We start from the raw sequence: 23,930 nt of genomic DNA on the forward strand, positions 1-23,930 counted from the left end.
GAGCGACCACCGTCTCTCGATCCCGCCTCAGAACAACTCACCTTGCGGGCCGGCCGGACGGCGGAACAGGTCGGTGCGCAGCCGGTCCCGTTCGCTGTTCAGGCCGTGCTTGCGGCATGCGATGTGGAACCGCGTCCGTAAAAGATCCGCCCACGGGCCGCTGCCACGCATGCGCGAAAAGAAATTCGGATCGTTCCGCTTACCTTCGCGCATCGATGCGATCGTCGCCATCACCTTTGCCTTGCGGTCGGGATAATGCGTGTCCAGCCACGCTTCGAACAGCGGCGCGACCTCCCAGGGCAGGCGCACCGGAATGAACCCCGCCGCGCAGGCGCCAGCCACCGCCCCGCGCGCGATCAGCCGTTCGATCTCATGGTCGGTGATCGCCGGTATCACGGGCGAAATAGACATCCGCACCGGCACGCCCGCGGCCGACAGCGTCGCGATCGCCGCCAATCGGCGTTCGGGATGCGGGGCGCGCGGTTCCACCGTCATGGCGACCTTCGGATCGAGCGAAGTCACCGAGATCATCACCGCCGCCAGCCCTTTCGCCGCCATCGGCGCCAGCAGGTCGAGATCGCGCACGACGCGGTCGGACTTGGTCGTGATCGTGACGGGATGGTCGTGTTCCGCCAGGACCTCCAGGCAGGCGCGCGTGATCCGCCAGTCGCGCTCGATCGGCTGATAGGGATCGGTATTGGTGCCGAATGCGATCGGGCTGCAGACATAGCCCGGCTTGGCAAGTTCGGTACGTAGCAACTCCGGCGCGCTCGGCTTGGCGAACAGCTTCGTCTCGAAATCCAGACCCGGCGACAGATCATGAAACGCATGGCTGGGGCGCGCGAAGCAATAGATGCACCCATGCTCGCAGCCACGATACGGGTTGATCGAGCGGTCGAACGGCACGTCGGGCGACCGATTGTGCGCGATAATTGTCTTCGGCCGCTCGACCGTGACAATGGTGCGCAACGGCGGCGGCGCGCCGTCGACCTGGTGCCGATCGTCGAGCCAATCGCAGTCAACTTCGCGCCGCGGGAGGTCAAAGCGCCGACTCGCCTCGTTCTCCGTTGCTCCTCTGCTCGTCCGCTTCACCATCGTCATATAAGAACATACGTAGAACATGCGTACAAGTGCCATGCCCGTCGTCGCGCAGTCTCCGCGCGCACCGCCGACAAACGCTCTTATTGAGATACAATAAGGCGCATATTGCTATTCAATAATGCGCCTTGCAAACACCCGGCTTTGGCCGTATCGATATTCGATAAGCCACCTCGAAATATGCCATCTTGGAGAGACTGCCATGACCGAGAGCCATAAAGACTCGCTACTGCTGTTCGGCAAAACGCTCGCTCGGCTTCTACAATGGGGCTGCGCGATCACGGCTGGCTTCGCCCTCCTGCTCGTGCCCGTCGTCCTGTTGGCCAGCCAGGGCATGTTGCCGGACTTTGGTAAAAGTGACGTCATCGCGGCATCGCCGCTGTCGGCCGTCGCGATCGTCGCGATGCTCGCCCTTATTCTCGCGGCGCTGTCGCAGTTCTTTGGCAAGCTGCGGGCGATCGTCGCGAGCACCAGCGAGGGGGATCCGTTCACTCCCGAAAACGCGAAGCGGCTGAGCGCGATGGCGTGGTTGTTTCTGGGCGTGAAAATCCTCACCGTGCTGATCGTAGCACTGCGACACCATTTGGCAGACCTTATCGATAAAGGCGCGAGCGGCGACAGCGTCCTCGGATTCAGCCTGTACGATCTCGACGCGTTGCTGATCGTCGTAGTGTTGTTCATTCTCGCCCGCATCTTCCGCGACGGTGCGGCGATGCGTGACGATCTGGTCGGGACCGTCTGATGCCTGCCGATAATGAGGGGGCGTCGATCACGGTCAAGCTAGACGACCTGCTCCACGCACGACGCATGACGCTGACCGAACTGGCCGATCGCATCGGGCTGACGCTTGCGAACCTTTCGATCCTCAAGACCGGAAAGGCCAGGGCGATCCGCTTCTCTACGCTGCAGGCGATCTGTCGCGAATTGCAGTGCCAGCCCGGCGATGTGCTGACCTATGAGGAAAACTGAATTCGACGGAGATCGGCGCGTCGCGTTCGGCCTGGCACAGGACGGTCAACGTCGCGCCGTTACTTCGCGGTTTCCGGTTCCTCCACGGTCACCTTGGCCTGTTGAATATATACGGTGACGTCATAGCTGCCGAAGTTGTCGGAAAACTTGTCGTCATTCGTGCCGAGCGAGATCGCAGCAGCCCCTTCGGGAACTTCGACCTCCGCCTTCCGTCCGATCGCGAACGGCTTGCCGATCACGGTGCCATCGGCGTCGACGAATGCGCCGACCAGCTGGACGAGACGCACCGGGCCTGCCCGCTTGGAAATATAGTAGCTTGGCAGCAGGGTCACTGACCGGTCGAGGACCAGATCGGGATCGCCATCCGGATCGAATGCTCGTCCACCATCGATCCATCCCACTCGACCCGTCGCTTCGAACCGGATCTTGCTGCCCACCGGCAGGAACCGAACGATCATCGTCGGCGCCCGCCCGTCGCCAACGCCGAACGCCAGCTTGGGATTGGCCCCCGGCGACCACGGCCGACTCTGCGCGTCCACCCTGACCGTCATCGTCTGCCCACTGGCTGCGGTCGCGAACAGCAGGGCGGAGATGCCGGCCGCGGCAAGAGGCAGGCGGCCGATACCGCGTCTTGAAGTTGCCCGAAGCCTGCCGGACGTCTGTTCCATCGTATCTCCCCAATCTGATTCGTCTGTGCGGACACTATCATCGGGCATCACGCCAAAACAGTATACGGTATTATTCAATTAGGCGGGATGGGTCGTACACTATTGTTTTTTCTCCGTAACAACTTGCAGGCCAAGGGGTCTTCCATCACCGTGTCGCACCCAAACCGGACGGGAAAGGGAAGTGCGATGAGCTATTCGGGCAGCTGCCACTGCGGAACCGTGGCGTTCACGATCGTCGAGGATGCGCCAACGACCGCGATGAGCTGCAACTGCTCGCACTGCCGTCGCAAGGGCCTTCTCTTGAGTTTTGTTCCGGGCGACGCGTTCACGCTCGATAGCGGCGACGGGGCGCTATCGGCGTATCTGTTCAACAAGCACGCGATCACGCACCGGTTCTGCACGACCTGCGGCTGTCAGCCGTTCGCGATGGGGCAGGGGCCGGGCGGAGCGGCAACGGTCGCGGTCAATCTGCGGTGCGTTCCGACGATCGATCTCGACGCGCTGACGGTTCAGAAGGTGGACGGCGCGAGTTTCTGATGTTCGGGCGAACGGACCATCGTCGCATCGTTGCGCGCGACGGACTTTACCGCTCCATCAGACGCGGCATCAATTCGACGAAATTGCACGGTCGGTGCCGGATATCGAGCTGGCTCACGAGGATGCCGTCCCATCCGTCCTTCACGGCGCCTGTCGAACCCGGCAAAGCGAAGATATAGGTGCCGCGAGTCACGCAGGCGCAGGCACGCGACTGGATGGTCGAGGTGCCGATCTTCTCGTAGCTCAGCCAGCGAAACAGCTCGCCAAAGCCGAGGATCATCTTGTCGGCGACGCGCTCAACCGCCTCGGGCGTGACATCGCGCCCGGTGACGCCCGTGCCGCCGGTGGTGATGATGCAGTCGATCGACGCATCGTCGATCCAGCCGTGCAGCCGCGCGACGATCGTGTCGGTGTCGTCGCGGACGATGGCGCGGTCGGCGAGCTCGTGGCCCGCGGCCTCCAACCGGGCGACCAGCGTGTCGCCTGACCGGTCCTCGGCCAGCCCGCGGGTGTCGGACACTGTCAGGACCGCGATCCGCACCGGGCGGAACGCGATGCTTTCGTCAATTGGCACGCGCAACCGCGTTCGGTGTGGCGCCGGAGGAGACGCGGACGGCGCCCGCGCCCGACATGCCCGGGAATTTCGGCCATAGTCCCTGCGCCAGCGCGGAGCGGCTCGACGACGCTTTGCCCGCCTTGCCCTCGTACATCCAGTAATTGCGCAGGACGGTCATGACGTAGCCGCGCGTCTCCCAATAGGGAATGCTCTCAATATAGAGCAGGGGGTCGCCGCCGTCGCGGGCTTGCGCGTTCCACACGCTGACCGGCAGCGGGCCGGCATTATAGGCCGCGATCACCTTGGGCAGCAGGCCGCCCGTGATGCCCATGTCGCGCAGCTTTTCCAGGTGGCGCTGACCGACCTCGATATTCGTCGACGGCCGGGTCAGGGCCGCGCGGTCGACCGGCGTGCCGCGTTCGCGCGAATAGTCGGTCGCAGCAGCCGGCATGATCTGCATGAGGCCATAGGCCCCGGCCGGGCTGACGACGGCTGCGCGGAACCGCGATTCCTGCAGCGCGTGCGCGTAGACCAGTGCCTTGTCGACGCGCCAGCCGCCGTCGGGCGTCCAGTTGGGCGTCGGATAGCGCGCCGTCATCACCGGCTGGGCGCCCTGCGGACAGTTGTGCGACAGCCACAGCTGGGTCGCCGGAAGGTCGAGCCGCCCGGCCAGGCGGGTCAGCGCCGCATAGTCGGCCCGGTCGCCGATCTTGGCCTGCTGGCGGATGACGGTGTCGGCAAGCTCGCTTTCGCCGATCTCGACAAGGGCGGCGGCGACACGCACGTTGGGGCGGCGCGACAGATCGTGCCAGTCCTCGGCCGTCGTCTTTTCGCCTGCCGGGGTCAGCGGCGCGGAAATGCCGAGCGCCTGGCGTGCGAGCTGGCCGTAGAAGGTCTCGCTAAACTGCGCCGCGCCCTGCAGACGACCCTGAACCAGGTCCGGCCGTCCGCTCGCCATATCCGCCCGCGACGCCCAATACAGCCCGGCGGCTCGCAGGTCGGCGTCCGACGCGCGACGTGCGACGTTCGAGAAATTGGCGGATGCCGACGCGAAGTCCTTCGAGCGCCACGACGCCAGGCCCGCGACCCAGTCCGCCTGCGCGGCCCAGTCGCCTGAACCGGTCTGCGCCAGCGCAGCGACGCGGCGGGCGGAACCATCGTCACCGCCGACATAATAAATCCATGCGACCCGCTGGCGCCATTCGACCAGCGCCTCCGGTGTCAGCAGCGCTGCCTTGCTTTCGACCAGCGCTTCGGCTTCGGGGCCGCGGTCGTCCTTGATCAGCGGCTGCATGGCCACGGCCAGATCGGCGGCGGCGGCATCGCTCTTCACGGTCGCGGCGCGCTGCCGGTTGGGGGCGCCATCATACCAGACGAGCCGTTGTTCGGCGGGCAGCGTGGGCAGGGTTTCCGCGCCGCGCAGCTTTGCCAAGCGCGCGATCTGCGCCGCCTGCGGAAGCTCGGGCGCTTCGGCCAGGAGCGCGAGCAGTGGTTCGAGCGGGGTCTTGGGCGAGCCCTTGGCGGTAAACATCTCCGCGCGGGCGATGGCATGGAGCGGGCCGGGCTTCATCGCATCGAGCTGAAGCTGGGCATCGGCCCATTTGCCGGTGCGGATCGACGCGAAGACCGCGCGATACGCCGCGCGTTGTTCGCCATCGAGCTGGTCGGGAACGCCGTCGCCCTTCGGCGCGGACGAGGCGGTCGGAAACCGCACATCGGGAACGGACGCAGGAGCATCGCCGGCAGCGACATCGGCCGCCTGCGCGGCCATCGGCAATGTGGCGGCGAGCACCGCGAGTCCGAACCTGAAGCGCATCAGCGCGGTCCCCCCATCAGCAGTTGCAGATCCTTCCACGCTTCCGCCTTCATCGCCGGCTGCTTCAGCAGAAAGCGCGGGTGAAGACTGGAAACCACGGAAATCTCTGATCCGTTTAGGTTAATGGCCCGTAAATTTCCCTGACCATCAACGCCGTCCGTCCCGCCGATCGCACGGCTCGCCGCTTGACCGAGCATCAGGACGCGCTCTGGCGACGCGAGCGCCAGATGGTGCCGCGCCAACTGACCGAGCCGGGGAAGCGCCTCGGGCGGCAGGCGGTCGCCGAGCGGTCGGGCCGTCGTCAGCGCAACCAGATAGACCGATTCGCGCGACATCCCGATCGCGGCAAGCATCCGGTCGAACAGCACGCCCGCTTGGCCGCCGATCAAGCCGTCATCGTCGGCGAAATCGACCACGATCGCGGTGGTCGCGGCAGGATCGCCCTCGGCCATGACCGCACCGGCGCGCGCGCCCTCCGGCGCCTCGTCGCCGACCCGCCACGCGAGAAAAGCGTCGAGCGTAGCCGGCAGGGTCGCCGCCGCAACGACAGGCGATGCCGTAACGTCGGCCGGCGGGGGCGGGGGCGGGCTCTGCGCCAGCCAGTTGCGCGGTTCGTCCGTGACGATCACGTCGACGCCGGCATCCCGCCACCAGTCGAGCACGCTGCGGGCGTTCGCCGCCCAATCGAAATGCTGGTCCGCCCCCATGATGTGCCTGTTGGATGCTGTCTTGACGCGGCCGTCAATCTGCTTGAACCGGAGGAAAGGCAAGGCGCCCTGCGCGCACGATGGAAATAGGAATTGGAGACGGGACATGGCCGATCGGGAGTCGATGCCCTATGACGTGGTCATCGTCGGCGCAGGCCCGGCCGGCCTGTCGGCGGCGATCCGGCTGAAGCAGCTGGCGAACGAGGCGGGCAGCGAGCTGGCCGTCTGCGTGCTCGAAAAGGGCTCCGAGGTCGGCGCCCATATCCTGTCGGGTGCGGTGATCGATCCGAAGGCCCTCGACGAACTGCTGCCCAATTGGCGCGAAGACGGCTGCCCCTTGGCCGAGGTGCCGGTCACCGACAACCAGCATTGGGTGCTGACCAGGAAGGGTCGGCGCAGCCTGCCGCATGTCCTGACCCCCGGCTTCATGCACAACAAGGGCACGTATACCGGCAGTCTCGGCAATCTGTGCCGCTGGCTGGCGGGCAAGGCCGAAGAGCTGGGCGTCGAGATCTTCCCCGGATTCGCGGCGGCCGAGGTGCTGTTCAACGAAGACGGCAGCGTTAAGGGTGTCGCGACCGGCGACATGGGCGTCGCACGCGACGGCACGCATAAGGGCGACTATCAGCCGGGGCTCGAGCTTCACGCGAAGTACACGTTCCTCGCCGAAGGCGTGCGCGGTCACCTGACCAAGGAGCTGATCCGCAATTTCGACCTGGCGGCGAACAGCGATCCGCAGGTCTACGGCATCGGCATCAAGGAGCTGTGGGACATCGCGCCCGACAAGCATGTCCCCGGCCGCGTCATTCACACCCAGGGTTGGCCGCTCAGCGAAACGCAAGGATCGAACGGCGGCGGTTTCCTGTACCATCAGGCGAACGGGCAGGTCGCACTCGGGTTCGTGACGTGGCTCAGCTACACCAACCCCTATCTTTCCCCATTCCAGGAAATGCAGCGGTGGAAGACGCATCCGGCAATCGCCGAGATACTGGAGGGCGGCAAGCGCGTGTCCTATGGCGCGCGCGCGATCAATGACGGCGGACTGCAGTCGATCCCGAAGCTGGTCTTTCCGGGCGGCGCGCTGATCGGCTGTTCCGCGGGCTTCCTGAACGTGCCGAGGATCAAGGGCACCCATACGGCGATGAAGTCGGCGATGATGGCGGCCGAAGCCGCCTTCGCCGCTGTCCAGGCGGGTCGCGCGGGCGACGAATTGACCGCCTATCCCGAAGCGTTCGAGGCCAGCTGGGTCAAGTCCGAGCTGTCGATGGTCCGCAACGTCGTTCCGCTGGTGAAGAAATTCGGCGATTTCATCGGATCGGGGCTCGCCGGCGTGACCATGTGGCTCGAAAACTTCGGGCTGAAGGTTCCCTTCACGCTGCATCACAAGCCCGATCACGAGACGCTGTGGCGCAAGGACCTGGTCCGGCCGATCGATTATCCGAAGCCCGATGGCAAGCTGACCTTCGACCGGCTGTCTTCGGTATTCCTGTCGAACACCAACCATGAGGAAGATCAACCGGTCCACCTCACGCTGCGTGACCCTGACATTCCGATCGCCTATGATCTGCCGATGTTCGACGAGCCGGCGCAGCGGTACTGCCCGGCGGGTGTGTACGAGGTGGTCGGTGCGGAAACGGATGACCCGAAATTCGTCATCAACGCGCAGAATTGCGTCCACTGCAAAACTTGCGACATCAAGGACCCCACCCAGAATATCAATTGGGTCGTGCCCGAAGGTGGCGGAGGCCCGAACTATCCGAATATGTAAGCCAAAGCCGCCCGCGGCGAGTGATGCTCGCTGCGAGACGGCGCAAGGCCGGCCGGCGCGAGCATCGCGCGTGTCCGACGTCACGGGGTCTGTTTTCGTGGCGGCTCGTCCGTTTATGGTGGGCTTCGCCGCTTTAGCCGCAATCATCACCAGCCCCGCCCACGCCGACGTCCCGCGCGGGCTGGGCGCCTATGCGCGCGCTCGTGCTGCCGACGCGGCTGGCAAGACGGACCTCGCAATCGAGGGGTATCGCGCGGCCATGGCGGCCTCGCCCGGCAACCCGTTGATCGCCATGCACGCCTATCGCGAAGCGCTGCTGGCGGGCGATATGCCGCTGGTGCGTCAGGCCGCCACCACGCTCAAACAGGCCGGCATCGCCCCGGCCGACGTCGCCTTGATCGACGTTGCCGACGCGATCGTTGCAGAGAGCTGGCAGGAGGCGAATGCCGCCGCCGACAGGTTGGCGACGGGCCCGCTCGATTTCCTGGCGCTCCCCATCAAGGCCTGGCTCGCCTTCGAACGCGGCGAAGCCGCTCCGGCGGCGGGGCTCGATCCCGAGGCGAAGAGCGGTATCGCCCGTCGGTTCAATCTCGAAAATCGCGCGCTGCTCGATATCGCGTCGGGACGCAGCGACGCCGGCATCACCGCGCTACGATCGTTGGTGGCGAGTGGCACCGACAGCATCACGATCCGCGCCGCCGCCGCCCAGCTGCTGGTCGGGCAGGGGCGCCGCGACGACGCGCGCACGCTCCTTGCCGGCGACGACCCCGTGCTCGCCGCTTTGCGCGCGGATATCGCAGGCGCGAAACCCGGTGCCGCGTTCGGCGTGTCGCGGCTGTTCGTGCGGTTGGCCGGTGATATCGTCGATGGCGACGCGCGCCCCCTTGCGATCCTGCTGTGTCGCGCGGCCCTCGTCCTCGATACCGGCGACGATCGTGCCCGGCTGACGCTGGCGGGGGCATTGTCGAACGACGGCGCCCAGGCTCGAGCCCTGGCGGCAGCGGACTCGATCGATCGCGGCGGGCCTTATGCCGCAACGGGCGCGGCGATGGCGGTGACGATCCTGTCCCGGATGGGCGAGACCGATCGCGCAATTGCCGCCGCCGAACGCGCGGCTGCGGCCAAGGGTGCCGGGGTCGACGACGCCCAGCGCCTGGGCGAATTGCTCGACGGCGCCGGCCGGCATCGCGAGGCGGCCGCTGCCTATGCCCAGGCGCTGGAGCGCGCCGGCGACCGGGCGGACTGGACCTTGTACCTGCAACGCGGCGGCGCGCTCGAACAGGCCGGGCGCTGGGCGGAGGCGAAACCGTTTCTGGAGCGGGCCGTGGCACTCGCGCCGGAGGAGGCGCATGCGCTCAACTATCTCGGTTATGCGCAGATCGAGCGCGGCGAAAACCTCGTCGGCGCCCGCGCGCTGCTCGAACGGGCGTCACGCTTGCAGCCCGACGATGCCGCGATTACCGACTCGCTTGGCTGGGCCTATGTCCGGACGGGGGAGGCGGCGAAGGGGCTCCCGTTGCTCGAACGCGCCGCCCGCGCCGAACCGGGTGATGTGACGATCAACGACCATCTCGGCGACGCCTATTGGGCGCTCGGCCGGCGGTACGAGGCGCGGTACGCCTGGCGCGCGGCATCGATCTATGCGGACGCGGGGGACAGCGCGCGGATCGCGGCGAAACTGGTCGACGGGCCGGCACGCTGACCGCATGATCGTCGAGCCCGCACCCGCAAAGCTGAACCTGGCCCTCCATGTCCGTCGCCGACGCGATGATGGCTATCACGACCTTGAGACGCTGTTCGCCTTCGTCGCGGACGGCGATATCCTGACCGTCGCCCCTGCCGACGACGACCGGTTCGAGATCGTTGGCCCCTATGCCGCAGGTTTGTCACCGGACAGCGACAATCTCGTAACGCGCGCCCGCGATGGCTTCGTCGTCGATATTGCGCCCTTGCCGCCGCTCGCCGTGACGCTGGACAAGCGGGTGCCGGTCGCGTCCGGCATCGGCGGGGGATCGGCGGATGCGGCGGCGATGTTGCGCGCGGCGGCGCGGATTACGGGCATTCCGGAGGACGATGCGCGGTTGATGCGCCTGGCGGCCCGGCTAGGCTCCGACGTGCCCGCCTGCCTGCTTGGCAAGACTGCGTTCGGGTCGGGGCGGGGGGAGGCGTTGGCGGAGGTTGCTGGTCTTGCCGGCCGCCCGGTGCTTCTGGTCAACCCCAACGTCGGCGTTCCGACCGGCTCGGTCTTCGCGCGCTGGGACGGCATCGACCGTGGGCCGCTGCCGCAGGGCGATGCCTGGCAGGTCGCGTGCAACGGCCGCAACGACCTGGCCGTGCCGGCCAAGCTCATCGCTCCGGTGATCGGCGAAGTGATCGATGCGCTCGATCGGTTGGCGGGAACGACGCTGGTGCGCATGTCCGGCTCCGGCGCTACCTGTTTTGCCGTCTTCGACGACGCCGATGCGCGGCAGGCCGGTGCGAGAGCGATCCGCACCGCCTATCCGGATTGGTGGTGTCTCGAAACGGTGCTGACGTGACAGTCTTCTGTCCCGTTTCGGGACGTGGTCCGTCAGCGAGCCGTCGCTTAGCGAGGCGGCGGCGCGCTGGCACGATCCATGCGTCGGGCGTGGGCAGCGGATCGAACGCCGGGAGCGAACCGTCCGCCGGTGGCCCGTGGACCGTCCACGCGCCACCGCCCCGGCGGGGCGTGGGGCGATGATTGCAACTCGCCGCGACGGGCCGGTCATCCGCATCGCCTTCGACCGCGCGGTCGCGCGTAACGCGATCGACGCTGACGGTTGGGACGGATTGGCGCGCGCGATCGCCTTGGCCGCCGATAGCGATGCCGCGGCCGTGATTTTGACGTCCGAGGTGCCGGGCATTTTCTCCGCTGGCGCCGACCTGGCGATGCTGGGCACGCTGCATCACGATCCCACCGAGCGCCCCCGCTTTCGTGGCCGCATGGCGCAGGCGGTGGAAGGGCTGGCCGCACTGCCGATGCCGGTGATCGCTGCTGTCGACGGCCCATGCTATGGCGCTGCGGTCGCTCTGGTACTGGCGGCCGATCTCGTGATCGCGGGCGACGATGCGCGCTTTGCCATCACGCCGGCCAAGCTCGGCATCGGCTATCCCGCCGCCGATATCGCGCGTCTGGTCGCGCGGATCGGGCGTGGGCAGGCAAGCCGGATGATGTTCACCGCTGTCCCGATCGACGCCGACGAAGCGGTGCGGATCGGTCTTGCGGACATGCGCGCGACCACGGCGGTGCTGAACGCTTATGAGGTCGCGGCTACGATCGCCGGCAATGCCGCCAGCGCGGTCCGGCTGCTCAAGCGCACGATCGCTCGGCCGGACGGTGGTGACGCGGGCTTCGACGCGGCGTTCGGCGGCGCCGACTTCGCCGACCGGCTCGCCGCTTTCAGGAACAGGCCGCGATGATGCCGATGGTCCTTCGCGGCGACGCGCCCGTCTTGCTGCTGTGCGATCACGCAAGCAATCATGTGCCGGACGACGTCGATCTGCGAATCGCGCCTGATCTGCTCGACCGGCATATCGGAATCGACATCGGGGCGGGGCCGCTGACCCGTGCTCTCGCTGCCGACCTCGCCGCCCCGGCCGTGTTCGGGACCGTCTCGCGGCTCGTCATCGACCTGCACCGCGAGCCCGATCATCCCGGGCTCATCCCGACGGAGAGCGATGGGCATCCCATCCCCGGCAACGTCGGCGCGGACCGCGCGGGTCGAATCGCCCGCTTCTATGCTCCCTATCACCGTACGGTCCGCGACGTCGTCACCCGTATGCGACCCGAACTGATTGTCGCGATCCACAGCTTTACGCCGCGGCTCGAAACCGAACCTGGACCCGATCGTCCCTGGCACGTCGGCATCCTGTCCAACCGCGACCGCCGCGCTGCCGACGTCGCGATCGCATCCTTATCGGCACGCTCCTCGCTGATCACCGGCGACAACGCGCCATACAGCGGGCGCCTGCTCAATCTGACGCTGAACCGTCATGCCGAGGCGCGCGGCATCCCGTCGTTTAGCATCGAGACCCGCAACGACCTGATCCGCGACCCCGGCGGCGTCGCCGAATGGACGCGGATCGTCCGCGAAACGATCGATGATGTACGCAACAGTCTTGCGCAAAGGGTGCCTGTCGCGACATAGGCTTGCCGCATGACCCAGCGTTTCGACAAATCCCGCCTGCCCAGCCGCCATGTCTCCGTCGGTCCAGAGCGCGCCCCCCACCGCAGCTATTATTATGCGATGGGACTGACCGAGGAAGAGATCGCGCGCCCCTTCGTCGCGCTGGCGTCGGCTGGAAATGACAGTGCGCCGTGCAACACCGCGCTCGATGCGCAGGCCGATGCCGCGCGCAAGGGCGTGGAGGCGGGCGGCGGCATGCCGCGGCGGTTCAACACCATCACGGTGACCGACGGGATCGCGATGGGCCATCAGGGCATGAAGTCCTCGCTGGTCAGCCGCGAAGTCATCGCCGACTCGATCGAGCTGAGCGTCCGCGGCCATTGCTACGACGCGCTCGTCGGCTTTGCGGGATGCGACAAATCGCTGCCGGGCATGATGATGGCGATGCTCCGCCTCAACGTGCCGTCGATCTTCGTCTATGGCGGCTCGATCCTGCCCGGCCGGTTCGAGAACCGCGACGTCACGGTGGTCGACGTGTTCGAAGTCGTCGGCCGCTATGCCGCCAAGGCCTGTCCGATCGAAGAGGTTCATGCGCTGGAGAAGGTCGCGTGCCCGGGCCACGGCGCGTGCGGCGGTCAATATACCGCGAATACCATGGCCTGTGTCGGGGAAGCGATCGGATTATCTTTGCCGAACAGTAACATGGTCCCGGCGCCGTATACCTCGCGGGAACAGATCGCGGTGGCGGCAGGCGCGCAGGTCATGGAACTGATCGCGGCCAACATCCGCCCGCGCGACATCTGCACGCGCGAGGCGTTCGAAAACGCCGCGCGCATTGTCGCGGCGACCGGCGGGTCGACCAACGGCGGGCTGCATCTGCCGGCCATGGCGCACGAGGCCGGGATCGACTTCTCGCTGCACGACGTCGCCGAGATATTTAAATCAACACCTTACCTCGCTGACCTCAAACCGGGTGGCAAGTACGTCGCCAAGGATATGTACGAAGCCGGCGGCGTCTACATGCTTATGAAGACGATGCTCGGGGAAGGGCTGCTCCACGGCGATTGCCTGACCGTGACGGGCAAGACGCTGGCCGAGAATATCGATCAGGTGACGTGGAACCCCGATCAGAAGGTCATCTACGACGCCAGGACTCCGATCACTCCCACCGGCGGCGTGGTGGGCCTGCGCGGTTCGCTGGCCCCCGACGGAGCGATCGTGAAGGTGGCGGGCATGCACCGCCTGCAGTTCGACGGTCCGGCGCGGGTGTTCGATTGCGAGGAAGATGCCTTCGCCGCCGTCGAGGCTCGCGATATCGCCGAGGGCTCGGTCGTCGTCATCCGCTATGAGGGCCCCAAGGGCGGTCCGGGGATGCGCGAAATGCTCTCGACGACCGCAACGCTCTACGGCCAGGGGCTGGGCGAGAAGGTCGCGCTGATCACCGATGGTCGCTTCTCGGGGGCGACCCGCGGCTTCTGCATCGGCCATGTCGGTCCCGAAGCGGCCGAGGGCGGGCCGATCGCGCTGGTCGAGGATGGCGACCTGATCCGTATCGATGCCGAGGCGGGGACGATCGACCTGATCGTCGACGACGCGGTGCTGGAGACGCGGAAGGCGGCGTGGGTCCCGCGCACGAACGACTATCAATCCGGGGCACTGTGGCGCTATGCCCAGAACGTCGGCCCGGCATGGGCAGGCGCAGTCACCCATCCCGGAGCGAAGTCAGAAACTCATGTCTTTGCGGATATTTAGCGCAGGATTTCTGTTCGCTCTGGCAAGTTGCGGCGGGCCGCCCGACAGCGTTGCGCCCGCCGAGTCTCCCAACGTCCGGGCCGGCGAGACCGGCACGCCTGCCGGCGACCCGGTCGAGCGCATCGGCTGTGCGGTCGATAACGCGCCGCTGGCCGATGTCTGTACGGTTGATCGCGCGCCGGATGCGGATGGCACGCTGCTGACCATCCGGCACCCCGACGGCGGGTTCCGCCGCCTGCGCGTGTCGCGTGGGGGAGAGGTGAGCGCTGCGGACGGCGCCGTTCCTGCCGTCGTTCGCATGCGCGAGGGCGTGGCCGAGGTCGCGCTGGGCGACGCGCGCTACCGCCTGGCGCTTACCCGCCCGTGATCCGCCGCATTCCCGAAGGCGCGCCGATCGTCACGGCGGACGAGATGCGCGCGTGCGAAGCGGCGGTCTTTGCAACGGGCGTATCGCAAGACGCGCTGATGGAGCGCGCCGGCGCAGCGGTCGCCGAACAGGTCCTTCGCCTTGCGGCGGGCCGGCCGGTGCTCGTGCTCGCTGGCCCCGGCAACAACGGCGGCGACGGCTATGTCGTCGCGCGGGTGCTGAAGGCGCGCGGCGCGTCGGTGGCCCTCGCTACGCTCGGCGCCCCCAAGGACGGCGCGGCGGCGCGCATGGCGGCGCGGTGGGACGGGCCGATAGTCACGCTGAACGATGCCGAGCCACGCCCGATCCTCGTCGATGCGCTGCTCGGGATCGGAACGCCGCGGCCCTTCGATGCACCGATCGCGACTCACATCGCCCGCTTGCAATCCGCCGCCGAGCTCACGATCGCCATCGACATACCGAGCGGCCGGCATGCCGACACCGGCGAGGGATCAGGGAGCGCTGACGTCACCATTGCGCTCGGCGCGCTGAAGCCGGCGCATGTGCTGGGGGCGGGCGGGGCCGCCTGCGGACACATCATCGTGGCAGACATCGGTGTGCCCGTGCCCGACGACGTCACCACCATCGCGCGCCCGCTGCTCCCGGCGTGGCGGCATGACGTCAACAAGTTCAGCCGCGGGATGGTCGCGGTCGTCTCCGGCGCGATGCCGGGCGCGGGATGGCTGGCCGGCCGGGCAGCGCTCGCAGCGGGGGCGGGCTATGTCCAGCTCGTCGGGACGGCGCCCGCGGAAGGCGCGCCGCACGCGCTCGTGCGCCGGAGCATCGGTCGGGTGCAGGATCTTCACGACCTGCTCGACGATCCCCGCATCGGCGCCGTCGTCATCGGCCCGGGCCTCGGCCGCGATGACGAGGCAAGAACCCTGCTCGACGCCGCGCTGGCCTCGGCGCACGATCTGGTCGTCGATGGCGATGCGCTGACGCTGCTTGGCCGCAGCGTGCGCGAACGGATCGCTACGGATCGCCGCCGGGTCTGCCTGACCCCACACGCCGGCGAATTCGCGCGAATGTTCGATACCGACGGCGATAAACTGACCGTCACCCGCGCCGCAGCCCGCGCGACCGGCGCAACGATCGTGCACAAGGGGCCTGATACGGTGATCGCCTATCCCGACGGCCGCGCGATCGTTTGCGCCGGCACCAATCCGGGGCTTTCGACCGCGGGGACCGGCGACCTCCTGGCCGGGACGATCGGTGCGCGACTGGCGGCCGGGGCGGCGGCAAGCGATCCGGTCGCCGCCGGCGTCTGGCTTCACGCGCGGGCGGCGGACCATATGGGCGCCATATTCGCCGCCGATGCGCTCGCCGACCGGCTTACCCAGGAAGTGAACGCATGCCCGACTCGTTGAGCCCCATCGTCCGCATCGCCGCCCGCGGCGACGGGGTCACCGAGGACGGCCGTCATGCCCCGCTGACCGCACCCGGCGATCTGTTGTCGGCGACGGGCGTCCTGACCCGCGGCCCTCACCACCGGGAACCGCCCTGCCGTCACTTCCCATCTTGTGGCGGATGTCAGCTGCAACAGCTTGACGATGATAGCTATTCTGCCTTCGTTCACGATCGTGTAGCCGGCGCGATCGCCGGTCAGGGGCTGACGGCGCCGGTCCGCGCTCCGATCGTCTCGCCGCCACGCAGCCGCCGCCGTGCGACGCTGCATGCGGAGCGACGCGGGCGGCAGGTCCTGTTGGGGTTCACGGAGGGGAGCAGCCATCGGTTGATCGACCTGGCCGAATGCCATGTCCTCCTGCCTGACCTCTTTGCGATGCTGGCGCCGCTGCGGGGGCTGCTCGCTGCCGTGCTGACCGAGCGGGGGCGGGTCGATATCCATTTGACGCGGGTCGATCAGGGGATTGATGTGCTGATCGGCGGGACGCTGGCGGACGGTCTGCCGGCAATCGAGGGCATCACCCGCTTTGCCGAACGTCACAAGCTCGCGCGACTGTCGGTCGACGATGGTTTCGGCCCCGAGGCGCGCTGGGAGCCGGAGCCAGTGACCATCACTCTCGGCGGCGTCGCCGTGCCGTTTCCAGCCGGCAGCTTCCTTCAGGCGACCGTGGACGGGGAGGCGGCGTTGGTCGCGGCAGTGCGCGAAGCCATCGGGGACGCGCGCCTGATTGCGGACCTGTTCGCAGGCCTCGGCACCTTTGCGCTGACGCTGCCTGGCAAAATCTATGCGGGCGAGGCGGCGCGGGAGCCGATTGCGGCACTGAAGGCGGCTGCCGGCCGTGCCGGCCGCGCGATCTTTGCCGAGCACCGCGACCTGTTCCGTCGCCCGCTGACGACGACCGAACTCGATCGGTTCGATGCCGTCGTCATCGATCCTCCACGGGCCGGGGCGCGCGAGCAGGCACAGCAACTCGCCAGCGCGAAGACTCCTCGTATCGCCTATGTTTCGTGCAATCCCAGCAGCTTCGCGCGGGATGCGAAACTTCTGTGCGAAGGCGGTTACACGCTCGACTGGGTACAGCCGGTCGGGCAGTTCACTTGGTCGACTCATGTCGAACTGGCGGCGACGTTCAGTCGGCGGGATAATCCGCGCTGACGAAGAACAGCCCGTCGGGGGGCGCGTTCAGCCCGAGTGCCGTGCGATCGCGGGCCTCCAGCGCCTCAGCCATGTCGTCGGGCGACCATTTGCCTTCCCCGACCAAAGACAGACAGCCGACCATCGATCGGACCTGATGGTGAAGGAACGACCGTGCCGAAGCGCGGATTGCGATGACGTCGCCGATGCGCTCGACATCCAGTCGGTCGAGCGTGCGCACGGGGCTGTCGGCCTGGCAATGGACCGAGCGAAAGGTCGTGAAATCATGCCGCCCGAGCAGCCGCGCCGCCCCTGCCGCCATCGCGTCCGCGTCCAGCGGGCGGGCGAACTGCCACGCCAGCCCCTTGTCCCAGGTCAAAGGCGCGCGGCGATTGACGATGCGATATTCATAATGGCGGCCAAGGCACGAGAAACGCGCGTGCCAGTCGTCCGCTACCGTTTTGCACGCAATGACCGCGACGGGTTGCGGGCGAAGGTGGGCGTTCAAAGCCTCCATCAGGCGGAACGGCGTAATGTCGCGCGCCAGGTCGACATGTGCGGGCATCGCGCGGGCATGAACGCCGGCATCGGTCCGGCCCGAGGCATAGACCAGTGCCTGCTCGCCGGTGATGCGCGTCGCCGCCTCTTCGACCGCCTGCTGCACACTCGGCCCATGGTCCTGCCGCTGCCAGCCCATGAACGGGCGGCCGTCATATTCGATCGTCAGCGCGAAGCGGGTCACAGCTGCGTGCCGGCCGGGATCGGAAAGCCTCGGAGCAGGTCGGCTGACGTCATGACGCCACGTCCGGCCCGTTGAACACGCGTGGGTCGAATGGCACCGTTCGCGCTGGCGATGGTAAGAAGGTTATCCAACACCGTTCCCCGGCGAAGGCCGGGGTCCAGCTCCGACGATGTGGAAACCAAGCCCCGGCCGTCGCCGGGGATCACGTCCGCGGACAGGACACGGACGCGTTCCCCGGCATATTCGAACCATGCCCCCGGCGGATTGAAAGCGCGTATCTGGCGCTCGACCTCGATCGCGGTCTTGTCGAAATCGAGCCGCGTCTCCGCCTTGTCGACCTTGGCCGCGTAAGTAACGCCCTCGTCCGGCTGCGCGACGGCAGGATGCGCTTCGAGATCGGCCAGCACCTGGACCATTAACCGTGCGCCCATCGCGGCCAGCTCCGCCGTCAACGCGCCCGCCGTCTTGCCGCCGATCAACGTCCGCGCCTCTGCCCGCACCGGCCCGGTGTCGAGCCCGGCCTCCATCTGCATGATGCCGACGCCCGTTTCCGCGTCACCTGCCAGGATCGCGCGCTGAATCGGCGCGGCGCCCCGCCACCGCGGCAGGAGCGACCCGTGAACGTTCAGGCACCCGTGGCGCGGCGCATCGAGCACCGTTTGCGGCAGGATCAGGCCATAGGCGGCGACCACCGCGACATCGGCATCATGGGCCGCGAACGCTGCCTGCGCCTCGGCCTTGCGCAGGCTGACCGGGGTGAACACCGGTATCCCCAGCGCGATCGCTCGCTGATGAACAGGCGAGGGCACCTCCGCCTTGCCGCGCCGTCCGCCCGGCCGCGGAGGCTGGCTGTACGCTGCGACGACATCGTGCCCGGCGGCGACCAGCGCGTCGAGCGTCGGCACCGCAAAGTCGGGGGTTCCCATGAAGACGATCCGCATGGGACATGCGCTTCCACGCTGGCGCGCGCCCGCGCAACCCCCTATCTGTTCCGGTGATATGGCTTCCCCCGAAATCGAGGCGCTGACCAACGCGCTGGCGCGGCTTCCCGGTCTCGGCCCCCGCTCGGCACGACGTGCCGTCCTGCATCTGTTGAAGCGCCGCGAAACGACGTTGGCGCCGTTGCTGAGCGCCCTCGCCGCGGTCAACGATCGGCTGGAAACCTGCGCGGTGTGTGGGAATGTCGACACGTCGAACCCTTGCGCGATCTGCGCCGACCCGCGCCGCGACACGCGCTCGCTCTGCGTCGTGGAGGAAGTCGCCGATCTGTGGGCGCTCGACCGCTCACGGCTTTTCCCCGGCAAGTTTCACGTGCTCGGCGGTCGGCTGTCCGCGCTTGAGGGCGTGCGACCGGAGGATCTGGCGATCGACAGCCTGGTTCGCCGGATCGAGGGCGGCGGGATCGACGAGGTCGTGCTGGCGATGAATGCGACGCTCGAGGGGCAGACCACCGCCCATTATGTCGCCGAGCGGATCGAGCGGTTTCCGGTGCGCGTGACGCAACTCGCCCACGGCCTGCCGGTCGGTGGGGAGCTCGACTATCTGGATGACGGGACTCTCGCTCAGGCGCTCAGGGCACGACGCCCTCTCGCTTGACGGGGCGGCCCCCGCGGGATTAGCCGGACGCCATGACCGTGATGACCATCCTCGAAATCCCTGATGCGGGGCTTCGCGCCGTTGCCGAGCCGGTGCCCCAAGTCGACGACGCCGTTCGTACGCTGATCGACGACATGTTCGACACCATGTACGACGCACGCGGCATCGGCCTCGCCGCGACCCAGGTCGGTGTCGAGAAGCGCGTCGTCGTGATCGACCTGCAGGAGGGCGAGGACGAGGACGGCAAGCCGATCCGCGATCCGAAGGCATTCGTGAATCCCGAGATCCTGTGGGTCAGCGAAGAGCTGTCGAAGTATAATGAGGGCTGTTTGTCGATCCCCGAGCAATATGCCGAGGTCGAACGCCCCGCGCGCTGCCGCGTGAAGTGGCTCGACCGCGACGGCAAGGACCACGAGCAGGAGATGGACGGCCTGCTGGCGACCTGCATGCAGCACGAGATCGACCATCTGAACGGCGTGCTTTTCATCGACCATATCTCGCGGCTGAAACGCGACATGATCGTGAAGAAGCTGAACAAGGCGCGGCGCGCGGGCTGACCACGCTGGTCGTCATCCCCGCGGAGGCGGGGATGAATTGATGGCGAACGTGCGGCTCCTTCCGTGCGGTCAGCCAGACTTGATCCCCGGCTTCGCGGGGATGCCGTTCCGCTCTGTCAAGACGATACGCTCAAACGCCTCACCGCACACCGCTTGTCGCCCGTCCCGTCGCGGGATAGGTTCGACGTCTGTTCCCGTCAGCGTCGAGCATATTCATGGATTCCACTGCCTTCCTCCTGATCGTCCTCGCGCTCGTGATCGGGGTTGGGGTGGGCTGGCTGCTCGGCAGCCGCGGCGTGGCGGAGGTCCGCGCCGAGCGCGACGCGCGCGAGGCGGAGTTCAAGCGCGCGATATCCGAACTCGCCGTCGCATCGGAACGCGTTCGCGACATGCCCGAGCTGCGCGAGGCCCTGGAAGTCACCACCGAAGAACGCGATCGCGCCCGCCTGGAATGCGTTGAGCTTCGCACCAAGGCCGCTGCGTTCGAAGCGCGGTTCGCCGAATTCAAGGCCGACCGTGAGGCGATGGCCGCGCAGTTCCGCGACCTCGGTGCGAAGGTACTCGATTCGGCGCAGGAAAGCTTCCTGAAGCGCGCCGACGCCCGGTTCGGCCAGGCCGGGGAGGCGAACGAAGCGAAGATCAAGGCGTTGCTCGCACCCGTCGAGACGACGCTGAAGCGCTACGAGGAGGGCCTGCACCGCGTCGAGAAGGACCGGATCGACAGCTATGCGGGATTGCGCGAGGCGGTCGAGCAGGTCCGCGTCGGCCAGGGGCAGGTCCGCGACGAAACCGCCAAGCTCGTCAACGCTCTGCGCACCAGCCCGAAGGCACGCGGGCGCTGGGGCGAACAGTCGTTGCGCAACGTGCTCGAACAGGCGGGGCTCTCGCCATTTGCCGATTTCCAGCAGGAGGTTGTCGTCGGCACCGACGAGGGTGTGCTGCGCCCCGACGTGATCGTTCGCCTGCCGGGCGGACGGCGCCTGGTGATCGACGCGAAATGCTCGCTCAACGCCTTCCTCGACGCGAGCGACGCGATCGACGACGAGACGCGGACGCGGGCGATGAATGCGCATGCCGCGTCGGTTCGCAACCACGCCCAGCAGCTTGGCTCCAAAAGCTATTGGGACAAGTTCGGCGACGCCGCCGACTATGTCGTGATGTACATTCCAGGCGAACATTTCCTGTTCGCCGCCTTGGAGCAGGACCCGCGGCTGTGGGAATGGGCGATCGAGCGCCGCGTGCTGCTCGCGACGCCGACCAATCTGGTCGCCATCGCCAAGACGATCGCGAACATCTGGCGTCAGGAAAAGCTGATCGACGATGCCCGCGCCGTCGATGCGCTGGGCAAGGAACTCCATGAGCGCCTGGCGACCGCGGCGACGCACCTGAAGCGGGTCGGCGGCGGGTTGAACTCGGCGGTCGACAACTACAATAAATTCGTGGCCAGCTTCGAAGGCCGCGTCCTCGTCTCCGCCCGCCGCTTCCGCGACCTGAGCGTTGGCACGGGCGCAAAGGAGATCGAGAGCGTCGACACGGTCGACGCGCTCGCCCGCCAGACCGCGGTCGACGTCGCCATGCTCCCGGCCGCGGATGCTCCGCCAGCCGACGACGGCGTGACGGAACGGGAAGCGGCGGAGTAGCCCTGTCCCCGTTCGTGCTGAGCGCGTCGCCGCGCGGTTCGGGCGAACGGGCAGGGCGGCTCGTTCAGTCCGCGCGCCGCAGCGTCACGCTCGACCTGCCGTTTGACAGAACGAGCGTATCCGCGCGGCTGCCGCTCGACACCTTCAACGGCGTGCGCAGCGTCGCGACCAGCGTGGTCTCCACCTGCGTCCGCCCGTCCATGCATGCCATCTGGGTGCCGATGATCTCGCTCGTCGTCAGCGTTCCCCGAGCGAAACGATAGGTCCCGCCAAAGCCGTTGCAGACCCTGCCCGACAGCCGGTTGCCGGCAAAGGTCAAAGTGGCTGGCCGGTCGAGGCGGACCGGGCGGCCGTTCAGGGCATCGACCCGCCACGTCCCGGTCAGCGCGTTCGCAGCCCCGTCGCTGACGATCCGCCCGCCGCAGCCGTTTCGCTCCTGCCGGCCGATGCGAACCCGGACCGTGTCGGCATAGACGCGGTCGCTCATCCCGTCCGAACAGCGCGTGTGGGTGATATCGACCGTCATCCGCGGCGTGCGGTAGAGCTCGCCGTTGATCCCGACGATCGGCCGTGGCTTCACTACGGTAATGGGGCGACCGCCGGCGGGCTCGTACCGGAGCGTGGCGGCATCGATGGTCAGCGACCAGAACGGTTCGGTCCCGAGCGCGCGATAGGGTGCGCGGTCGGACTGGGCGGCGGCGGGCACCGCGATCAGCAGGGCGGGGACCAGAAACAGGGCTTTCATCGACCATCTCCTTCGCCCTGAGAATTGCCAGCTCGACCTGAACCCCAGGTGGCCCGTGCGTTCATCCTCGGGTTTGGGCGAGGACCTCATACGCCATCACCGCGGTTGCGACCGCGGCGTTCAGGCTGTCCGCCTTGCCCAGCATCGGGATCTTCACCAGCAGGTCGCACTCTTCCGCCATGTGATCGGGCATGCCCTGCGCCTCGTTGCCGGTCAGCAGGAACGTCGGGGCCTCATAGGTCGCGGCGCGGTAGTCGTGCGTCGTATCGAGGCTCAAACCGACCAGCTGGCCCGGTCCGGCGCGCAGCCAGTCGCGGAACTCCTCCCACCGCGCGCGGGCGACGGGCACGGTGAACAGTGCGCCCATGCTCGCCCGCACCGCTTCGACCGAAAAGGGATCGACGCAATCATCGACCAGGATCAGCCCGCCTGCGCCGACCGCGTCGGCGGTGCGCAGGATGGTCCCGAGATTGCCCGGGTCGCGCAGCCGTTCGGCGACCAGCCATATCTTCGCGGCTGTACGGTCGATATTGGCAAGCGGAGTCAGGAATTCACCATAAACCCCTATAACGGAACCGGGATTGTCCTTGCCCGACAGCTTCGACAGAATGTCGGCGGTCGTCTCGATCGCGTCGCCGCCCGCGGCTTCCACCGCGTCGACCAACGCGCCGACCAGGCGGTGATCTGCGGTCGTGGGCGTGAAGAACAGTGTCTCGGGTAGACGCCCCGCCTCCCGCGCTTCGGTCAGGATGCGCAGGCCCTCCGCAAGGAACAACCCGGCGTCACGGCGATGCTTCTTGTCGCGCAGGCGCTGGGTGGCTTTGACCAGTGGATTGGAGAAGGCGGTTATCTCGCGGGGCATGACATCACCTTACCCTCTCCGGGCGGGAGAGGGAGGGGCCCGCGCCGAAGGCGGGGGAGGGTGAGGGCGGGTGAAGGCGGCATATGGCTGCCCTCACCCTTCCGCCGGCTCCCTCCCTCTCCCGCAGGAAGAGGGATTTAATCCTCACCGAACTTGGCTTCTACCAGCTCGCACAACGCCGCGACCGCGGTCTCCGCATGCTCGCCCTCGGCCGAGATCACGATGTGGTCGCCCATCGCCGCGCCGAGCATCATCAGCCCCATGATCGACGTGCCGGTCACACTCGACCCGTCCTTGCGGACCACCAGCTCACACGGCTGCGACGACGCGAGGGTAACGAACTTGGCGCTGGCGCGAGCGTGGAGCCCGCGGCGGTTGGCGATCAGGACGGTGCGTTCGGCCTTTTCGCTCATGCAGCGGCTTCTCCCAAAACTTCGGAGGCGACGGAGATATATTTGCGGCCCGCATCGCGCGCAGCACTGACCGCGTCGGCGACCTTCATCGCCTTGCGCGCGCCACCCAGGCGGATCAGCATCGGCAGGTTGATCCCTGCGATCACCTCGACCTTGCCTGGCCGCATCAGCGAGATGGCGAGGTTGGAGGGCGTGCCTCCGAACAGGTCGGTCAGCACGATTACGCCAGCGCCCTGGTCGACGTCGGCGATGGCGGTGGCGATGTCGGCGCGGCGACCTTCCATATCGTCCTCCGGCCCGATGCAGATCGTGGCGATCCGATCCTGTTTGCCGACGACATGCTCCATCGCCACAACAAATTCTTCCGCCAGACGACCATGCGTGACGAGAACCAGGCCGATCATGGCGTCAGTC

General features: G+C 67.4%; 26 protein-coding genes. 15 read left to right on the forward strand and 11 right to left on the reverse strand.

The annotated features are described in order from the left end of the window. Positions 1-27: 27 nt before the first annotated feature. Positions 28-1,101, reverse strand: coding sequence for a PA0069 family radical SAM protein (locus JW805_07660; GenBank protein MBN2971890.1), 1,074 nt, complete (start codon positions 1,099-1,101; stop codon positions 28-30). Positions 1,102-1,219: 118 nt separating this feature from the next. On the opposite strand from JW805_07660, the gene JW805_07665 reads away from it, so the two are divergent. Next, the gene (locus tag JW805_07665; protein MBN2971891.1) at positions 1,220-1,840 is read left to right on the forward strand and encodes a DUF2975 domain-containing protein; all 621 of its coding nucleotides are present in this window, start codon (positions 1,220-1,222) and stop codon (positions 1,838-1,840) included. After that, positions 1,840-2,067, forward strand: coding sequence for a helix-turn-helix transcriptional regulator (locus JW805_07670; protein MBN2971892.1), 228 nt, complete (start codon positions 1,840-1,842; stop codon positions 2,065-2,067). Before JW805_07665 ends, JW805_07670 begins: the two co-directional genes overlap by 1 nt. Before the next feature lie 59 nt (positions 2,068-2,126). Here the strand turns inward: JW805_07670 and JW805_07675 are convergent, their stop codons facing one another. Beyond that, positions 2,127-2,735: a hypothetical protein gene (locus JW805_07675; GenBank protein MBN2971893.1), complete on the reverse strand. Its 609-nt coding sequence runs from the start codon at positions 2,733-2,735 to the stop codon at positions 2,127-2,129. 186 nt (positions 2,736-2,921) lie between these two features. Between JW805_07675 and JW805_07680 the strand changes: the two genes are divergently transcribed. Continuing rightward, positions 2,922-3,272 carry a GFA family protein gene (locus tag JW805_07680; protein MBN2971894.1) on the forward strand — a complete coding sequence of 117 codons (351 nt, stop codon included), beginning with the start codon at positions 2,922-2,924 and terminating at the stop codon, positions 3,270-3,272. Between the two features lie 46 nt (positions 3,273-3,318). Here the strand turns inward: JW805_07680 and moaB are convergent, their stop codons facing one another. From moaB to JW805_07695, 3 genes are read right to left on the reverse strand one after another with little or no spacing between them, the layout of a single operon-like run. Continuing rightward, on the reverse strand, positions 3,319-3,846 hold the full coding sequence (moaB, locus tag JW805_07685; protein MBN2971895.1) for a molybdenum cofactor biosynthesis protein B: 528 nt from the start codon (positions 3,844-3,846) through the stop codon (positions 3,319-3,321). Next, complete coding sequence (locus JW805_07690; protein ID MBN2971896.1) at positions 3,836-5,644, reverse strand: lytic transglycosylase domain-containing protein; 1,809 nt, start codon at positions 5,642-5,644, stop codon at positions 3,836-3,838. The genes moaB and JW805_07690 overlap by 11 nt, the downstream gene beginning before the upstream one ends. Continuing rightward, a complete protein-coding gene (locus JW805_07695; GenBank protein MBN2971897.1) occupies positions 5,644-6,351 on the reverse strand; it encodes a hypothetical protein in 708 nt (235 codons plus the stop codon). Before JW805_07695 ends, JW805_07690 begins: the two co-directional genes overlap by 1 nt. A gap of 106 nt (positions 6,352-6,457) precedes the next feature. Between JW805_07695 and JW805_07700 the strand changes: the two genes are divergently transcribed. The 9 genes from JW805_07700 to JW805_07740 all read left to right on the forward strand — a co-directional run bounded on the left by JW805_07700 (position 6,458) and on the right by JW805_07740 (position 16,982). Continuing rightward, a complete protein-coding gene (locus JW805_07700; GenBank protein MBN2971898.1) occupies positions 6,458-8,119 on the forward strand; it encodes an electron transfer flavoprotein-ubiquinone oxidoreductase in 1,662 nt (553 codons plus the stop codon). Positions 8,120-8,216: 97 nt separating this feature from the next. Beyond that, the gene (locus JW805_07705; protein MBN2971899.1) at positions 8,217-9,821 is read left to right on the forward strand and encodes a tetratricopeptide repeat protein; all 1,605 of its coding nucleotides are present in this window, start codon (positions 8,217-8,219) and stop codon (positions 9,819-9,821) included. Positions 9,822-9,825: 4 nt separating this feature from the next. Beyond that, the gene (locus JW805_07710) at positions 9,826-10,656 is read left to right on the forward strand and encodes a 4-(cytidine 5'-diphospho)-2-C-methyl-D-erythritol kinase (protein ID MBN2971900.1); all 831 of its coding nucleotides are present in this window, start codon (positions 9,826-9,828) and stop codon (positions 10,654-10,656) included. Between the two features lie 178 nt (positions 10,657-10,834). Further along, positions 10,835-11,557 (forward strand): enoyl-CoA hydratase/isomerase family protein, encoded by a 723-nt coding sequence (locus JW805_07715; GenBank protein MBN2971901.1) that lies wholly within the window; start codon positions 10,835-10,837, stop codon positions 11,555-11,557. After that, entirely contained in the window at positions 11,554-12,285 is a 732-nt protein-coding gene (locus JW805_07720; protein MBN2971902.1) for an N-formylglutamate amidohydrolase, read from the forward strand. The genes JW805_07715 and JW805_07720 overlap by 4 nt, the downstream gene beginning before the upstream one ends. A gap of 9 nt (positions 12,286-12,294) precedes the next feature. Beyond that, positions 12,295-14,016, forward strand: coding sequence for a dihydroxy-acid dehydratase (gene ilvD / locus JW805_07725; protein ID MBN2971903.1), 1,722 nt, complete (start codon positions 12,295-12,297; stop codon positions 14,014-14,016). After that, complete coding sequence (locus tag JW805_07730; protein ID MBN2971904.1) at positions 14,003-14,383, forward strand: hypothetical protein; 381 nt, start codon at positions 14,003-14,005, stop codon at positions 14,381-14,383. The genes ilvD and JW805_07730 overlap by 14 nt, the downstream gene beginning before the upstream one ends. Then, positions 14,380-15,789 (forward strand): NAD(P)H-hydrate dehydratase, encoded by a 1,410-nt coding sequence (locus tag JW805_07735; protein ID MBN2971905.1) that lies wholly within the window; start codon positions 14,380-14,382, stop codon positions 15,787-15,789. The genes JW805_07730 and JW805_07735 overlap by 4 nt, the downstream gene beginning before the upstream one ends. After that, positions 15,774-16,982: a class I SAM-dependent RNA methyltransferase gene (locus JW805_07740; protein MBN2971906.1), complete on the forward strand. Its 1,209-nt coding sequence runs from the start codon at positions 15,774-15,776 to the stop codon at positions 16,980-16,982. The genes JW805_07735 and JW805_07740 overlap by 16 nt, the downstream gene beginning before the upstream one ends. Here JW805_07740 and truA read toward each other — a convergent pair. Together truA and JW805_07750 are read right to left on the reverse strand one after the other, a co-directional pair. Next, positions 16,957-17,703, reverse strand: a complete 747-nt coding sequence (truA, locus tag JW805_07745; GenBank protein MBN2971907.1) for a tRNA pseudouridine(38-40) synthase TruA — start codon at positions 17,701-17,703, stop codon at positions 16,957-16,959. The two genes, JW805_07740 and truA, sit on opposite strands and share 26 nt — an antisense overlap. Then, a complete protein-coding gene (locus JW805_07750; GenBank protein MBN2971908.1) occupies positions 17,700-18,644 on the reverse strand; it encodes a methionyl-tRNA formyltransferase in 945 nt (314 codons plus the stop codon). Before JW805_07750 ends, truA begins: the two co-directional genes overlap by 4 nt. A 58-nt stretch (positions 18,645-18,702) precedes the next feature. Here JW805_07750 and recR point away from each other — a divergent pair, with 58 nt between their 5' ends. From recR to rmuC, 3 genes are all read left to right on the forward strand, one after another. Next, a complete protein-coding gene (gene recR / locus JW805_07755) occupies positions 18,703-19,299 on the forward strand; it encodes a recombination protein RecR (protein ID MBN2971909.1) in 597 nt (198 codons plus the stop codon). A 32-nt stretch (positions 19,300-19,331) separates the two neighbouring features. Then, positions 19,332-19,856, forward strand: coding sequence for a peptide deformylase (locus tag JW805_07760; GenBank protein ID MBN2971910.1), 525 nt, complete (start codon positions 19,332-19,334; stop codon positions 19,854-19,856). Between the two features lie 215 nt (positions 19,857-20,071). Beyond that, positions 20,072-21,496, forward strand: a complete 1,425-nt coding sequence (gene rmuC / locus JW805_07765) for a DNA recombination protein RmuC (GenBank protein ID MBN2971911.1) — start codon at positions 20,072-20,074, stop codon at positions 21,494-21,496. 64 nt (positions 21,497-21,560) lie between these two features. Here the strand turns inward: rmuC and JW805_07770 are convergent, their stop codons facing one another. From JW805_07770 to JW805_07785, 4 genes are all read right to left on the reverse strand, one after another. Further along, positions 21,561-22,241, reverse strand: coding sequence for an META domain-containing protein (locus JW805_07770; protein MBN2971912.1), 681 nt, complete (start codon positions 22,239-22,241; stop codon positions 21,561-21,563). 61 nt (positions 22,242-22,302) lie between these two features. Then, positions 22,303-23,103 carry an RNA methyltransferase gene (locus JW805_07775; protein MBN2971913.1) on the reverse strand — a complete coding sequence of 267 codons (801 nt, stop codon included), beginning with the start codon at positions 23,101-23,103 and terminating at the stop codon, positions 22,303-22,305. Positions 23,104-23,240: 137 nt separating this feature from the next. Next, positions 23,241-23,516 carry an HPr family phosphocarrier protein gene (locus tag JW805_07780; GenBank protein ID MBN2971914.1) on the reverse strand — a complete coding sequence of 92 codons (276 nt, stop codon included), beginning with the start codon at positions 23,514-23,516 and terminating at the stop codon, positions 23,241-23,243. Further along, positions 23,513-23,920 (reverse strand): PTS sugar transporter subunit IIA, encoded by a 408-nt coding sequence (locus JW805_07785; GenBank protein ID MBN2971915.1) that lies wholly within the window; start codon positions 23,918-23,920, stop codon positions 23,513-23,515. The genes JW805_07780 and JW805_07785 overlap by 4 nt, the downstream gene beginning before the upstream one ends. Positions 23,921-23,930 lie beyond the last annotated feature (10 nt).

Origin of the sequence: Roseomonas aeriglobus (genome assembly GCA_016937575.1) — a bacterium.
In the GTDB taxonomy this organism is placed as follows: Bacteria; Pseudomonadota; Alphaproteobacteria; order Sphingomonadales; family Sphingomonadaceae; genus Sphingomonas; species Sphingomonas aerigloba.